The 14,329-nt window shown below is 68.0% G+C and carries 14 protein-coding genes; 1 reads left to right on the forward strand and 13 read right to left on the reverse strand.

The window, feature by feature from the left end:
• Nucleotides 1–2 precede the first annotated feature (2 nt).
• From H8R02_RS10240 to H8R02_RS10295, 12 genes are read right to left on the reverse strand one after another with little or no spacing between them, the layout of a single operon-like run.
• Nucleotides 3–842: a class I SAM-dependent methyltransferase gene (locus H8R02_RS10240; RefSeq protein ID WP_187081301.1), complete on the reverse strand. Its 840-nt coding sequence runs from the start codon at nucleotides 840–842 to the stop codon at nucleotides 3–5.
• Nucleotides 839–1,378 (reverse strand): DUF1415 domain-containing protein, encoded by a 540-nt coding sequence (locus H8R02_RS10245; protein ID WP_354004897.1) that lies wholly within the window; start codon nucleotides 1,376–1,378, stop codon nucleotides 839–841. Before H8R02_RS10245 ends, H8R02_RS10240 begins: the two co-directional genes overlap by 4 nt.
• Nucleotides 1,375–2,022, reverse strand: coding sequence for a hypothetical protein (locus H8R02_RS10250; protein WP_187081302.1), 648 nt, complete (start codon nucleotides 2,020–2,022; stop codon nucleotides 1,375–1,377). The genes H8R02_RS10245 and H8R02_RS10250 overlap by 4 nt, the downstream gene beginning before the upstream one ends.
• Nucleotides 2,023–2,081: 59 nt before the next feature.
• The gene (locus H8R02_RS10255; RefSeq protein WP_187081303.1) at nucleotides 2,082–3,212 is read right to left on the reverse strand and encodes a deoxyguanosinetriphosphate triphosphohydrolase; all 1,131 of its coding nucleotides are present in this window, start codon (nucleotides 3,210–3,212) and stop codon (nucleotides 2,082–2,084) included.
• Entirely contained in the window at nucleotides 3,212–4,288 is a 1,077-nt protein-coding gene (aroB, locus tag H8R02_RS10260) for a 3-dehydroquinate synthase (protein ID WP_187081304.1), read from the reverse strand. Before aroB ends, H8R02_RS10255 begins: the two co-directional genes overlap by 1 nt.
• A gap of 10 nt (nucleotides 4,289–4,298) precedes the next feature.
• Entirely contained in the window at nucleotides 4,299–4,808 is a 510-nt protein-coding gene (locus H8R02_RS10265) for a shikimate kinase (protein ID WP_187081305.1), read from the reverse strand.
• A gap of 3 nt (nucleotides 4,809–4,811) precedes the next feature.
• Nucleotides 4,812–6,236: a hypothetical protein gene (locus H8R02_RS10270; RefSeq protein ID WP_187081306.1), complete on the reverse strand. Its 1,425-nt coding sequence runs from the start codon at nucleotides 6,234–6,236 to the stop codon at nucleotides 4,812–4,814.
• Between the two features lie 13 nt (nucleotides 6,237–6,249).
• The gene (locus tag H8R02_RS10275) at nucleotides 6,250–8,379 is read right to left on the reverse strand and encodes a type IV pilus secretin PilQ (RefSeq protein WP_187081307.1); all 2,130 of its coding nucleotides are present in this window, start codon (nucleotides 8,377–8,379) and stop codon (nucleotides 6,250–6,252) included.
• The gene (locus tag H8R02_RS10280; protein WP_187081308.1) at nucleotides 8,376–8,915 is read right to left on the reverse strand and encodes a pilus assembly protein PilP; all 540 of its coding nucleotides are present in this window, start codon (nucleotides 8,913–8,915) and stop codon (nucleotides 8,376–8,378) included. Before H8R02_RS10280 ends, H8R02_RS10275 begins: the two co-directional genes overlap by 4 nt.
• Nucleotides 8,912–9,577 (reverse strand): type IV pilus inner membrane component PilO, encoded by a 666-nt coding sequence (locus tag H8R02_RS10285; RefSeq protein WP_187081309.1) that lies wholly within the window; start codon nucleotides 9,575–9,577, stop codon nucleotides 8,912–8,914. Before H8R02_RS10285 ends, H8R02_RS10280 begins: the two co-directional genes overlap by 4 nt.
• A gap of 1 nt (nucleotide 9,578) precedes the next feature.
• Entirely contained in the window at nucleotides 9,579–10,235 is a 657-nt protein-coding gene (locus H8R02_RS10290; RefSeq protein WP_187081310.1) for a PilN domain-containing protein, read from the reverse strand.
• Entirely contained in the window at nucleotides 10,232–11,311 is a 1,080-nt protein-coding gene (locus H8R02_RS10295; protein WP_187081311.1) for a pilus assembly protein PilM, read from the reverse strand. Before H8R02_RS10295 ends, H8R02_RS10290 begins: the two co-directional genes overlap by 4 nt.
• Nucleotides 11,312–11,525: 214 nt before the next feature.
• Between H8R02_RS10295 and H8R02_RS10300 the strand changes: the two genes are divergently transcribed.
• On the forward strand, nucleotides 11,526–14,009 hold the full coding sequence (locus H8R02_RS10300) for a penicillin-binding protein 1A (RefSeq protein ID WP_187081312.1): 2,484 nt from the start codon (nucleotides 11,526–11,528) through the stop codon (nucleotides 14,007–14,009).
• Here H8R02_RS10300 and cyaY read toward each other — a convergent pair.
• Complete coding sequence (cyaY, locus tag H8R02_RS10305; protein WP_187081313.1) at nucleotides 13,999–14,322, reverse strand: iron donor protein CyaY; 324 nt, start codon at nucleotides 14,320–14,322, stop codon at nucleotides 13,999–14,001. The two genes, H8R02_RS10300 and cyaY, sit on opposite strands and share 11 nt — an antisense overlap.
• Nucleotides 14,323–14,329: the final 7 nt, after the last annotated feature.

The raw sequence follows: 14,329 nt of genomic DNA on the forward strand, positions 1-14,329 counted from the left end.
GATCAGTCCGGCAGGCCCGGGTAGCGCAACGCTTCCAGGCCGCCGAGCCCGAACTCCGCGAGAATCGCCCGCAGGCGAGCGGCCGCGCTGCGCTTGCGCTGGCCCGTGCGCCTGGCCACGATCAGCTCGTTCTTCAGGCTGTGCTCCCAGCCCACGAGCTCGGTCACGGTCACCTGGTAGCCCATTGCCTCCAGGTAAAGGCAGCGCAGCACGTTGGTGAGCTGGCTGCCCAGCTCGCGCGTGTGCAGCGGGTGCCGCCACAGCTCCGCGAGCGGCGTTCGTGCCAGCGCCAGTGCCTTGTCCTGCCGCAGGCACGCAGCCACTTCCGCCTGGCAGCAAGGCACCAGCACCATGAATTTCGCCTGCTTGCGCAGGCCGAACGCAATCGCATCGTCGGTCGCGGTATCGCACGCATGCAGCGCGGTGACCACGTCGATCTGCGCCGGCAGCGCTTCGGCCTGCGACGCATCCGCCGCGCTGATCGCGAGGAACGACATGCGATCGAACCCGAGCTTGCGCGCGAGCGCAGTGGATTTCTCCACCAGCTCGGCACGCGTCTCGATCCCGTAGATGTGGCCCTTGCCCAGCGCCTTGAAGTACAGGTCGTACAGGATGAACCCCAGGTACGACTTGCCCGCGCCGTGGTCCGCTAGCGTCGGCCCGCTCGCGGACTCGGGCACTTCGTGCAGCACCTTCTCGATGAACTGCACGAGGTGGTTCACCTGCTTGAGCTTGCGCCGCGAGTCCTGGTTGATGCGCCCGTCGCGCGTGAGGATGTGCAGTTCCTTCAGCAGCTCGAGCGATTGCCCCGGCTTGAGGTCCAGCTGTTCGGCGACGCTCATGGGTGCGCCCCGACGTCCAGCGCATCCCAGCCTTCGCGGCCCAGCCGCCGCAGCGCTTCGATGTTCGCGCCATAGATCGCTTCGGCCTCGGGGAACGCGGCCACCGCGCGGTCGATGCTCTCCTCGCGCAGCAAGTGCAGCGTCGGGTACGGCGAGCGGTTGGTGAAGTTGGTGATGTCGTCCACGTCGGTGTCCGCGAACTGGAAGCGCGGATGGAAGCTCGCGAGCTGCAGCACACCTTCGAGCCGCTTCTTGCGCAGCAGCCGCTCACCGCGCGCGACAACGTCGTCGAACTCGATGAAGTCCTGCAGGCAGTGCGGCACCACAAGCAGCGTTGTATCGCGTTCGCTCGCGGGCGTCGCCACCAGCTCGTCCGCCTCGCGCGCCAGGTCCTCCAGCACGCCGGCCGCATCGGTCGCTTCGCTCACCGCGACGCGCACCTGCTTCTTCACATGCACGGCCTTCGCAAAGGGGCAGAGGTTCAATCCGATCACCGCCCGTTCGAGCCAGTGGATCGTGTCCTGCGCGGGGTTCACACGAAGCGGCTCGGCTGCGAGCAGATGCGCTTGGCCAGCTCGTCCAGCACTTCGGTGGTCACCTTGGCCGCCGGCCAGGGCGCGCTCACCACCTCGAAACCCGCCGTGTTGGCGAGCCGGAACACCAGCATCGCCTTGTCGTGCTCCGCCGTCACGGTGACGCTGCCGCGCGTGGCGGGCTCGTACGTGAAGCGCACCTCCTGCAGCACGTTCTTCTCGGGATGGCGGATCTCCTTGCGGTCGTAACGGATGCCGCTCATCACCAGGCGCGACTCCACCCGCTGCAGGTCCGGCAGGAAATTCACGCTCACCGTCCCGGGCACCACCTTGCCGGCCTGCGGCACCACCTGCCAGCCCATGCCGATGTAGTCGAAGACTTCCTTGTCGCGCAGCTTCTTGCGCCGCGCATCGACGCGGAAGTCGCGCAGCTTCATCGGCGGGAACGGCACCTTGCCGTCCAGGCTCAACGTCGGCGCGGGCGGCTCGATCACGCTCAGCTGGCGCGCCGCCTCCTGCAGGTAGGCGAGCACGCGGCGGCAGGCGTCTTCCGTCTGCGCCATCTTCTCCCCGAGCTCGGCGTCGTTCTGCACACGCTCGCTTTGCAGCGCCGTGGCTTGCGACTTCAGCTGGTTCAGGAAGCTCATGGTTCGTGCGTCTTTGTAGCAATTCTAGGGAAGCATGCGGTTTTATGTGACCGGCCGTATCAGACAAGACGCCGTTCGCCGGTCAGCCGCTCGTGCTCCCGCGCGGCAAAGCGGTCGGTCATGCCGGCGATGTAGTCGGCCACGGCCCGGGGTGTATCTTCCCGCGCGGCGAAAGCGGCCTGCATCTCGCGCGGGTTGGCCAGGTAGGCGGCGAAGAGTGCGCGCACGACCTCCTTGGCCTGGCCCGTCATGTCCATGACCTGCGGATGGCGGTAGAGGTTGTGCAGCAGGAAGCCCTTGAGTTGCGTCGAAGCCTCCCGCATCGCGGCGCTGAAGCTCACCAGCGGCCCCGCACGGCGCGTCTCGTCCGCGCTGCCCGGCGCCTTGGACGCGATCGCCGCGCGCGTCGCATCGATCATGTCGTAAACCTGCGCGCTGAGCATCCGGCGGATCGACTCGTAGAGCAGCCGCCGGCCCTGCAGCCGCGGATGTTCCGCCAGCGCTTCGCCGCAATGCCCGTCGAACAGCGGCACGGTCCGAACCTGCTCCACGGTGATCAGCCCCGAACGCACACCGTCGTCGATGTCGTGCGCGTTGTACGCCACTTCGTCGGCCAGGTTGCACAGCTGCGCCTCCAGGCTCGGTTGCGTGCCTTCGAGGAAGCGGCGCCCCACGCCGCCCGGCTCGCGCGCCTCGAGCCGCTGCGCGTTCGCACGCGAACAGTGCTTGAGGATGCCCTCGCGCGATTCGAAACTGAGGTTCAGGCCATCGAACGCCGGGTAGCGCTCCTCCAGTTCGTCGACCACGCGCAGGCTCTGGAAGTTGTGCTCGAACCCGCCGTGCTCCCGCATGCATTCGTTCAGCGCGTCCTGCCCCGCGTGGCCGAACGGCGTGTGGCCCAGGTCGTGCGCGAGCGCGATCGCTTCGACGAGGTCCTCGTTCAGCCCGAGCGGCCGCGCGACCGAGCGCGCGAGTTGCGCGACCTCGATCGAGTGCGTCAGGCGCGTGCGGAACAGGTCGCCCTCGTGGTTCAGGAACACCTGCGTCTTGTAGACGAGGCGGCGGAACGCGGTGGAGTGGACGATGCGGTCGCGGTCGCGCTGGAAAGCGGTGCGCGTCGGCGCCGGCGGCTCCTGGAACCTGCGGCCGCGCGAGTTCGCGGGGTCGCAGGCATAGGGCGCGAGGTCCATCAGGTGCAGGCGGCGAGCACGTCGCGCACCATCGCATCGGGTGCGCCCTGCACCACCGCACGGCCCGGCGGCGAGATGACGACGAACTTGATCTCGCCGCCCTCGGCTTTCTTGTCGACGCGCATCAGCTCCAGGTAGCGGTCGGCGCCCAGCGCGGGGCCGCGCACGGGCAGCTGCGCGCGCTCGATGAGGCGAGTGACACGCGCCACGAAGGCGTCATCCACACCGCCCAGCCTGCGCGAAAGCTGCAGCGCCATCACCATCCCGCAACCCACCGCTTCACCGTGCAGCCATTCGCCATAGCCGAGGCCGGCTTCGATCGCATGCCCGAACGTGTGGCCGAAATTGAGGATCGCGCGCAGCCCGGATTCGCGCTCGTCCTGGCCGACGACCCACGCCTTGATCTCGCAGCTGCGCCGCACCGCGTGCGCCAGCGCATCCACGTCGCGCGCCAAGAGCGCGTCGATGTTGGCCTCGATCCAGTCGAGGAACGCGAGGTCCGCGATCGGGCCGTACTTGATCACCTCCGCCAGCCCCGCGCTGAATTCGCGCGGCGGCAACGTGCGCAAGGTATCGAGGTCGCACACCACGCGCTGCGGCTGGTAGAACGCGCCGATCATGTTCTTGCCCAGCGGGTGGTTGATGGCCGTCTTGCCGCCCACGGACGAGTCGACCTGCGCGAGCAGCGTGGTGGGCACCTGCACGAAGGGCACGCCGCGCATGTAGCTCGCTGCCGCGAAGCCGGCCATGTCGCCGACCACGCCGCCGCCCAGCGCGTAGATGACCGTCTTGCGGTCGCAGCCATTGGCGAGCAGCGCGTCGAAGACGAGGTTGAGCGTCTGCCACTCCTTGAACTTCTCGCCGTCGGGCAGCACGGCCTCGTGCACCGTGCGGTAGTGCGGCGCGATGGCTTCGCGCAGCTGCCGCGCATACAGCGGCTGCACGGTTTCGTTGGTGACGATGAGGGCGGCCGCCGCGCGCGGCAGGCCCGCGTAGCTGGCCGCCTGCCCGAGCAGGCCGCTGCCGACGAGGATGTCGTAGCTGCGCTCGCCGAGCTCGATGCGAACTGGATCCATCCCCCCGAGTTTAAGGGGCGAGGTCCAGCTGCATCAGGATCATGTTGACCAGCGTGGCAACGCTGGGCCTCCCGGTTTCCAGCACGTAGTGCGCTGTCTCGCGATAGAGCGGGTCACGCTCCGCATACATCTGCCGCAGCCGCGCCAGCGGGTCGGCCACCTGCAGCAGCGGCCGCTGCGTGTCGTGCCGCAGGCGCCGGAAGAGGTCTTCGGGGGACGAACGCAGGTAGATCACGTGGCCGCCCGCGCGCAGGTGCTCGCGGTTCGCGGGCCGCAGCACGGCGCCGCCACCGGTCGCGAGCACGGCATCGGGCAGCGCCGCGAGCTCGCCGATCACCTGCTCTTCGATGTCGCGGAAAGCCGCTTCGCCTTCGCGCGCGAAGAAGTCGCGGATCGAGCAGCCGATGCGCTGCTCGATCGCGTGGTCCGAATCGTGGAAAGGGCGCCCGAGGCGCCTTGCGAGGTTACGCCCGACAGTGGACTTGCCACTGCCGGGCATCCCGACGAGGGAGATGGACAAAGGTCAGGGCGGGCAGACGGAGTTGTCGGAGTTGACCACCGTGATGGTGCTCCTGCCCACCGCGCCGTTCTGGTCCACCGCGGAGATCGTGACCGCGAGGTCGCCGCCGCAAACGGTGGCCGCCGACTTGGTGAGCGTGACCGCCGTGCCCGACGACGAGCCCGTCACCGGCGTGGTCGCCGCGATCAGGCCGGGGTGCGTCGAGAAGATGTTCGTGGTGCCGTTGGCGCCGTACAGCATGAGCTGGATGGTGCCCGCGTACGCCTCGGAAATCGACAGCGTGCTCGGCGACAGCGCGATCGCGTTGGTCGCGGCGGACGCGGTCAGCGAGATGTTCGCGGTGCTGCCCGTCGAGTCGCTCACGATGATGCTGCCGCTGCCCACCGCCTGCTTCACGCGGATGCGCACGATGTTGCCCAGCGGGTTGGCCGTGAAGACGCCGGTGGACGACAGCGTGCCGATGGTCGCCTCGGCCACGTCGGGGAAGCCGCTGATCGCGCTGTACGGGCCCACGCCGCCCTGGATCACGGAATAGAGCACGTCACCGACGAAGGCGGTGTACGCGGTCGGGTTGAGCGTGATCGGCGCGGAAGCGACCGTCGCGGCGATCGTGGTCGTGCCGCCGGCGGCGTCGCGAACGACGATCGACGCGCTGCCGTTGCCCACCGGCGTGAGGGTCAGCGTGGTGCCGCTCACGGCGACGTTCAGCACGCCCGTGTTGCTGCTCGTTGCCGTGTAAGGCGCGGTGCCGCCGCCGATGGTGTAGGTCGGCGCGGTGCCGCGCGAGACGGTCAGCGTCGAAGGTGCCGTGGTGAACAGCGCGGTGCCCGTGGAGGCGCTGACCGTGATGCCGGCCGTGACGGATGCGTTCGCGGAATCCGTGATCTGGATCGTGGCCGAACCGGCGGCCAGGCCCGTGAGCGTCACCTTGTTGCCGCTGACGGACGCGGACAGCACGCTCGGGTTGCTGCTGACCACGTTGTACGGGGACACGCCGCCCGTGACGGTGTAGGTCTGGGAGCCGGTCGTGCCGATCGGCAGGATCGTGCCACTCGGGATGGCGACGGCCAGCGGCGTCGCCGCGGCGACGGTGACCGCCGTTGCCACGTTCGTGCCGGCCGCATCGCGGATCGTCACGGTTGCCGACCCTCCCGACGCGCCTGCAAGGGTCAGCGTGCCGCCCGACAGCGTGGGCACCACGACCGCCGTGTTGCTGCTGGTGGCCGTGTACGGAGCCTGCCCGCCGCCGACGGTATACGCCTGCGTGCTGCCGATGCCGATGTTGAGCGCACTCGGCGCCGTGGTGAACAACGCCTGCCCACCGACGGTGGCGCCTGACGACCCGCCGCCGCCGCCGCAGGCGGCGAGGAAGGTCGTCACGAAGAACAGCACGAGGGATGACAGGTGGCGCATAGAAGACTCTTGCATTGAAAAACTGGGTTCAGCGCGCGGCGGAGCGGTCGGCGATCATCTTGGGGGTGATGAACACCAGCATCTCCTGCTTGTTGCTGCTGCGGTTGCGGCTCTTGAAAAGGTTGCCTGCGATCGGGATGTCGCCGAGCAGGGGCACGCGGGCCTCGTTCTCGGTCTCGGTCAGCTCGAAGATGCCGCCGATCACGACCGTGCCGCCATTTTCCACCAGCACCTGGGTGCGGATGTGCTTGGTGTTGATGGCGATGCCGGCCGCCGTAGTCTCGCCGCGGCTGTCCTTGTTGATGTCCAGGTCGAGGATGATGTTGCCCTCGGGCGTGATCTGCGGCGTCACTTCCAGCTTGAGCGTGGCGCGCCGGAACGACACCGACGTGGCGCCGCTCGAGGTGGCCTGCTGGTAGGGGAACTCGGTGCCCTGCTCGATCAGCGCCTTGGTCTGGTCCGCCGTCACCACGCGCGGGCTCGACACGAGCTTGCCCTTGCCGTCGGCTTCGAGCGCGGAGAGCTCGAGGTTCAGGAAGCGGTTGGCCGCGGCACTGAACAGCGACACGGCGAAGGTCGCGGCCGGGAAACCGCCCTGGCCGGGGGCCGGCATGTTGAAGAACGTCGTGTTCGATGTGGTCAGCGTGGTGCTCGACTCGCCGACCGTGCCGCTCACGGCGTCGTAGGTGCCGCCGAAAGCCACGCGGTTCGCATTGCCGCCGACGGCGTAGCCGGGGTCGCCGCCGCGCAGGCCGCGCAGGTCGCTGCCGCCCAAGCGCACGCCGAGCGACTTGCCGAAGGTGTCCGATGCCTCGACGATGCGCGCCTCGATCAGCACCTGCCGCACCGCGATGTCCAGCTTGCCGATGAGCGACTGCACCTGCTCCAGCTTGTCGGTGACGTCGGTGACGAACAGCTGGTTGGTGCGCGGCTCCGCGATCACGCTGCCGCGGGCGCTCAGGATGCGCGCGGCGCCGGTGCCGCGCGTGAGCTGCGCGGCGATGTCGGCGGCCTTCGTGTAATTGAGCTGGAACGACTGCGTGCGCAGCGGCTCCAGGTTCTCGATGGCCGCGCGCGACTCGAGCTCCAGCTTTTCCTTCGCGGCGATCTCGTCCTTGGGCGCGATCCACAGGACGTTGCCGGCCTTGCGCATGCCCAGGCCCTTGGCCTGTAGGATGATGTCCAGCGCCTGGTCCCAGGGCACGTCCTTCAGGCGCAGCGTGACGGCGCCCGTCACGGAGTCGGACGTCACGATGTTGAAGTTGGTGAAGTCGGCGATCACCTGCAGCAGCGAACGCACCTCGATGTTCTGGAAGTTCAGCGACAGCTTCTCGCCGGAGTAGCCGGGGCCCTGCACCAGCTTGTTGGGGTCCTGGCGCTGCGGCCGCACTTCCACCACGAACTGGTTGTCGCTCTGGTAGGCGCTGTGCTCCCACGCGCCCTTGGGCTCGATCACCATGCGCACGCGGTCGCCCGCCTGCGTGGTGGTGACGCTCTGCACCGGCGTGCCGAAGTCGGTCACGTCGAGGCGGCGGCGCAGCCCTTCAGGCAGCGTGGCCTTGAGGAATTCCACGACGAGCTGCTGGCCCTGCTGGCGGATGTCCACGCCCATCTGGCTGCTGGACATGTCGACCACGACGCGGCCGGCGCCGTCGGAGCCGCGGCGGAAGTCCACGTCGCGCAGCGGCTGCGTGTCGCGGGTGCGGCTTTCGGCGAACACCTGCGGTGCCTGCGCCTGCGGGGCGGCGCCGCCCACGGGGTCCAGCGTGACCAGCAGCGACTTGCCCTGCACCTGCGCGCGGTAGCTGGTCGGCGTCTTCAGGTTCAGCACGATGCGGGTGCGGTCACCCGCCTGCACCACGTTCACCGAACGCAGGTTGCCCAGGTTCACTTCGACCGCGTTGCGCCCGAGGCCGTTGCTCGCGCCGGGCACGTCCAGCGCCACGCGCGCCGGCGTCTGGATGACGAAGCCCGCCGGCACCGCCGCCAGCGGCTGCGAGAAGTCGATGCGGACGACCTCGCTGCCGCCTTGCAGCGAGCCCGTGACGGACTCCACCACCGCCTGCTGCGCGCGTGCGAGCTGCGCCGCGGCCAGCAGGCCGAGCACGAGCAGGGACGCGAATAGCCTGCGCCAAGGAGTTGCGTTGTACTTGTTCATTTGGACCTCTCTTGGAGTTGGAGCGTCGACTTGCGCTCGATCCACTCGCCGGTGGCGTCCTGCACCAGCTCGCGCAATTCGATCTCCGTCTCGCCGACCTTCGTGATGCGGCCGTAGTTCTGCCCCAGGTAGTTGCCGGGGCGCACCTGGTAGAGCAGCTTGTCGACCTGGACCAGCGCCACCGGCTGGCCCTGCTTGACCAGGCTGCCCACCATGGCCATCGCGTCGAGCGGGTAGCTTTCCAGCGGCTCCTTGCGGCGGTTCTTCTCCGTGGAGATGAGGGCCGCGCTCTCCTTGCTGATCGTCGTGTCCTTCTGCAGCGCCTGCGTGAGCTTCTGGTTGCTGAAGGGGTCGAAGGCCTTTTCCTGCGCGTAGGGCTGGGGCGTGTATTTCTTGGGCTCGGGGATGGGCGTGACCTGCGGGCGCGTGCGCGCCTTCTGCTCGGCCATCCACCCCTGCAGTTCCTCGTGGCTTTCGGCGCCGCAGCCGGCCAGCACGCCGGCCGCCGCGAGGGCGATGAGCAGGCGGGCCGTCATTTCTTCTTCCCTGCCTGCGCCTTGCGCTGCGCGTTGACCTCGTCGTTGTCGAGGTAGCGGAAGGTCTTGGCCTGCGCGTCCATCACCAGGTTGTCGCGCGCGGTCGTGATCACCAGGTTGTTCAGCGTGACGATGCGCGAGAGGTGAGCGATGTCCGATGCGAAGGCGCCGATGTCGTGGTACTTGCCGGTCACGCGCAGCGCGATGGGCAGCTCCGCGTAGTACTCCTTGACGCTGACCACGCCGGGGCGGAACAGCTCGAAGTGCAGGCTGCGCCCGAGGCCGGCCTGGTTGATGTCCGACAGCAGCGCGTCCATCTCGGCCTTGCTGGGAAGCTGCTTCTCCAGCTGCGTCACGTACTGCTGCACCTGCTCGCGCTGCTTCTTCAGCGCGTCCAGGTTGACGGCCTGCGCGAGCTTCTTCTGGTAGTCCTTCTTGAGGGCTTCTTCCTTGGCCTGCTCCTGCTCCAGCTCGGTGGCCGAGCCGTTGAGCCAGAGGAACCACAGGGCGACCACGATCGCGACGATCAGCGCCAGGTTCAGCGCCATGCGCGGCACGATCGGCCACGAGGGCGGGTCCTGCGGGTTCAGGCCGCGGAACTGGCCCTGGATCTTCGCGCCGAGGGCGGCGAAGTCGACTTTGGGCATCTTTGCGGAGGCCATGTCAGGGGTTCCTCTTCTCGCCGGACGCCGCCGGGGCCGCTGCGACCGGCGTGGCCGACCCGGCCGCCGACGCGGCACTGGCCGCCTTCAGGGCTTCGCTGGAGCGCAGCAGGCGCACGCGCAGCGTGAAATTGGAAACGCGCCGCTGCTCGCGCGGCGACAGCGCCACGGTGCCGGCGACGATCTCCACCAGGTCGGGCTTGGTGAGCCACTGGCTGCCGGTGCCCAGGTTGCGCAGCAGCTCGGACACGCGCTCGTTGGACTGCGCGGAGCCTTGCAGCGTCACCGTCTGGCCCTCCTGCCGCAGGGACTGGATGTAGACGCCATCGGGCAGCAGCCGCACGAGGTCGTTGAGCAGGTGCACGGGCAGGTTGCGGTCGGACTGCAGGTCTTCAACCGCCTGCTGGCGCGCACGCAGCGCGGCGATCTCTTCCTGCAGCGTCGCGATGTCCTTGATCTGCCCCTCCAGCCGCTTGATCTCGGTGGCCAGCACCTGGTTGCGGTTCTGCTGGGTGGAGATCTGCGCTGCGTACCAGAGGAAGATGCCGCCGGCGATCAGGCCGCCGATCAGGCCCGAGATGCCCAGCGTGATGAAGAACAGCTCTCGCCGGCGCTTGCGGGCCGCTTCCCGGTGGGGCAGCAGGTTGATGAGGATCACTGCTCGAACCTCCGCATGGCGAGCCCGCACGACGTGAGGTAGGACGGGGCTTCCCGCTTGACCTTCTTCTCGCGCACGTTCTCGCCGATGTGCATGCCCTGGAACGGGTCCGCCAGGTTGCACGGGAACGAAGTCTGGGCGGTGATGGCCTCCGACAGGCCCGGAAGCGCGGCGGAGCCGCCGGCCACCATGATGTAGTCCACGCGGTTGTGCGGCGTGCTGGTGAAGAAGAACTGCAGCGCCCGCGCGATCTCCTGCGCCATGCTCTCCACGAAGGGCTTGAGCACGCCGGACTCGTAGTCCTCCGGCAGGTCGCCGTTGCGCTTCTTGTTCTCCGCCTCCTCCTGCGAGAAGCCGTACTGGCGCACGATCAGCTGCGTGAGCTGCGCCCCGCCGAAGGCCTGGTCGCGGTCGTACAGCACTTCCTCGTTGCGCATCACCTGCATGGCGGTGTTGAAGGCGCCCACCTCGAACAGGGCCACCATCATGTCCTTGCCGCCCTCGGGCAGGGCCTGGATCAGCCGGCCCGCGGCCAGGCGCGATGCATAGGATTCGACGTCGATGATGACGGGCTTGAGGCCCGCCGCCTCGGCCAGGCCCTGGCGGTCCTGCACCTTCTCTTTACGGGAGGCGGCGATCAGCACCTCCACGTCACCCGCCGACGACGGGCTGGGGCCGACCACGCAGAAATCGAGGCTCACCTCGTCCAGCGAGAAGGGGATGTACTGGTTGGCCTCGGTCTCGACCTGGACCTCCAGCTCCGACTCGCTCATGCCGCCGGGCAGGATGATCTTCTTGGTGATGACGGCCGAGGGCGGCAGCGCCATCGCGACGTTCTTGGTGCGGGTGCCGCTTTTCTTGACGACCCGGCGCATCGCCTCGGCGACCTCGTCGAACTTCTCGACGTTGCCGTCCGTGATCCAGCCGCGTTCCAGGGGCTCGATCGCGCAGCGCTCGAGCACCAGCTCGCCGTCCTTGTTGCGGCCGAGTTCCACGAGCTTGACGCTGGACGAACTGATGTCCAGGCCCAGCAGCGGCGCGGCTTGGCGGCTAAACAAAGAGCCCAAAGAGATCAATCGTGTCTCCTGAAACGCCGCCCTGCAGGCGTAACAAACTTAAGATTCCACTTCAATGCTAGCAGTAACGTCCTTGTCCCACAAAGGATTTTTCCCCCACAGCCCATCCCGTTCGTTGCCAAAAACACACGTGCGTACCGTGTGAGCTTTTCTTCACGCCCGGAACCGCGCCGCCCCGCCGCGGTCCGACTGAGGCCATTTTTTATAATCGTCCATGCCCCCCGACAATTCATCCGACGCTCCCGGCTCCCCCACGGTGCGCCCGGCCTGGCAGCGGTTCATGCTGCGGTTCGCGGCGTGGACCGTCGGCCTCACCCTTGCCTTCTTCGCCTGCGCGGCCACCGTTGCCGGCGTGGCCCTGGCGGTCGCATACCCCAATCTGCCCGACATTTCCGACCTTGTCGACTACCGGCCGAAACTGCCGCTGCGCGTCTACTCCGCGGACGGCGTGATGATCGGCGAGTTCGGCGAGGAGCGGCGCAACCTCACGCCCATCGCGCAGATCCCCAAGGTGATGAAGGACGCCGTGCTCGCCATCGAGGACGCGCGCTTCTATTCGCACAGCGGCGTGGACTACCGCGGCCTGCTGCGCGCCGCCATCGCCAACCTGGGCAAGGTCAAGAGCCAGGGCGCCTCCACCATCACGATGCAGGTGGCGCGCAACGTCTACCTCTCGTCGGAGAAGACGTTCACCCGCAAGCTCTACGAGATCCTGCTCACCTTCAAGCTGGAACACCTGCTGTCGAAGGACCAGATCCTCGAGATCTACATGAACCAGATCTTCCTGGGCAACCGCGCGTACGGCTTCGCGGCGGCCTCGGAGGCTTACTTCGGCAAGCCGATGAAGGACCTGACCATCGCCGAGGCGGCGATGCTGGCCGGCCTGCCGAAGGCACCGTCGGCCTATAACCCCATCACGAACCCTTCGCGCGCGCGCTCGCGCCAGCTCTACATCATCGAGCGCATGGAGGAGAACGGCTTCATCACGGCCGCCGAGGCCGAGGCCGCCAAGAAGCAGGAGCTGAAAGTGCGCAACGCTTCGCAGAACCTGCCGGTGCACGCCGAGTACGTGGCCGAGACGGTGCGCCAGCTGGTCTACGCGCAGTACGGCGACGAAACCTACACGCGCGGGCTGAACGTGATGACCACGATCAACTCGAAGCGGCAGGAGGCGGCGTACAAGGCCCTGCGCAAGGGCATCATGGACTACGAGAAGCGGCAGATCTACCGCGGCCCGGAGGAGTTCGTGGACCTGCCGAACGGCGACGGGCGCGAGCTCGAGGAGGCCGTGGACGACGCGCTGGAAGACCACCCCGACAACGGCGACGTGATGGCCGCCGTGGTGCTGGACGCCAACCCCAGGAAGATCGTCGCCATGCGCGGCAACCGCGAGCGCTTCGAGATCGTCGGCGAGGGCCTGCGCCCCGCCACCTCGGGGCTTTCCGACAAGGCCCAGCCCAAGGTGAAGATCCGCCGCGGCGCCGTCATCCGCGTGATGAAGTCACCCAAGGACACCTGGGAAATCACGCAGCTGCCGGAAGTGGAAGGCGCCTTCGTGGCGCTGGACCCGCGCGACGGCGGCGTGCAGGCGCTGGTGGGCGGCTTCGACTTCAACAAGAACAAGTTCAACCACGTCACGCAGGCATGGCGGCAGCCGGGCTCGGGCTTCAAGCCCTTCATCTATTCGGCGGCGCTGGAGAAGGGCTTCACGCCGACGACAGTCGTCAACGACGCGCCGCTCTTCTTCGACGCGGGCGTCACCGGCGGGCAGCCCTGGGAGCCGAAGAACTACGACGGCAAGTTCGAAGGCCCGATGCCGCTGCACACCGCGCTGGCGAAGTCCAAGAACATGGTGTCCATCCGCATCCTGCAGGCCGTGGGCACGCAGAACGCGCAGGACTGGATCACGCGCTTCGGCTTCGAGGCCGAGAAGCACCCGCCTTACCTGACGATGGCGCTGGGCGCGGGCTCGGTCACGCCGATGCAGATGGCCACGGGCTACGCGGTGTTCGCCAACGGCGGCTACCGCATCAACCCCTGGCTGGTGACCAAGATCATCGACCAGAAGGGCAAGGTGCTCGTCGAGAGCCAGCCGCCGCTGCCGAACGAGTCGGTGCGCGCCATCGACGCGCGCAACGCGTTCGTGATGAACCGCCTGCTGCAGGAGATCACCCGCGCCGGCACGGCCGCGCGCGCGCAGGCCACGCTCAAGCGCCCGGACGTGTACGGCAAGACCGGCACGACCAACGACTCCATCGACACGTGGTTCAACGGCTTCCACCCGACGCTGGTGGCGATCGTCTGGATCGGCTACGACCAGCCCAAGTCGCTCGGCGACCGCGAGACGGGTGGCGGCCTGTCGCTGCCGGTGTGGATCAACTTCATGGAACAGGCCTTGAAGGGCGTGCCGGTGATGGAGCCCTCGCCGCCCGAAGGCGTGCTCAATGTCGGCGGCGAGTGGTACTACGAGGAATACGCGCGCGGGTCCGGTGTGGGCAGCCTCGGGATGAATGCGGCCGAGCCGGGCAGCGTCAACGGCAATGGCGCCGTGCCGCCGGCGGTGCGCGGCCCCTCCGGCGAGCAGTCGCCCGGCGCGCCGACGGACCGCAGCCTGCAGAATTCGGACGGCTTGCCGCCCAACCAGCCGCGCTCCTCCGGCGAGGAGCGCAAGAGCATCCTGGACCTCTTCAGAAACTGAGCGGCCGGCCGGCCTGCTCGCTCGCGTACTTGCCCAGGTTCGCGAAGAACTCGCCGCCTCCCTTGGTGTCCATCCACTGCCGCCCGTCGAACTTGTAGTGGAAGCCGCCCGCGCGCGCGGCCATCCAGATCTCGTGCAGGGGCTTCTGCGTGTTGACGATGATCTGGGTGCCGTTGGCGAAGACGAGCGTGACCATACCGCCGACGCGCTGGTTGTCGATGTCGGCGTCGGTTTCTTCGTTGATGCGGTCGCAGCCGGACTCGATGCGCGCGAGCAGTTGCTCGGCCTGGTCCATGTACTCGAGGTCGGTCATTAAAATC

This window comes from Ramlibacter albus (genome assembly GCF_014297445.1).
GTDB lineage: Bacteria > Pseudomonadota > Gammaproteobacteria > Burkholderiales > Burkholderiaceae_C > Ramlibacter > Ramlibacter albus.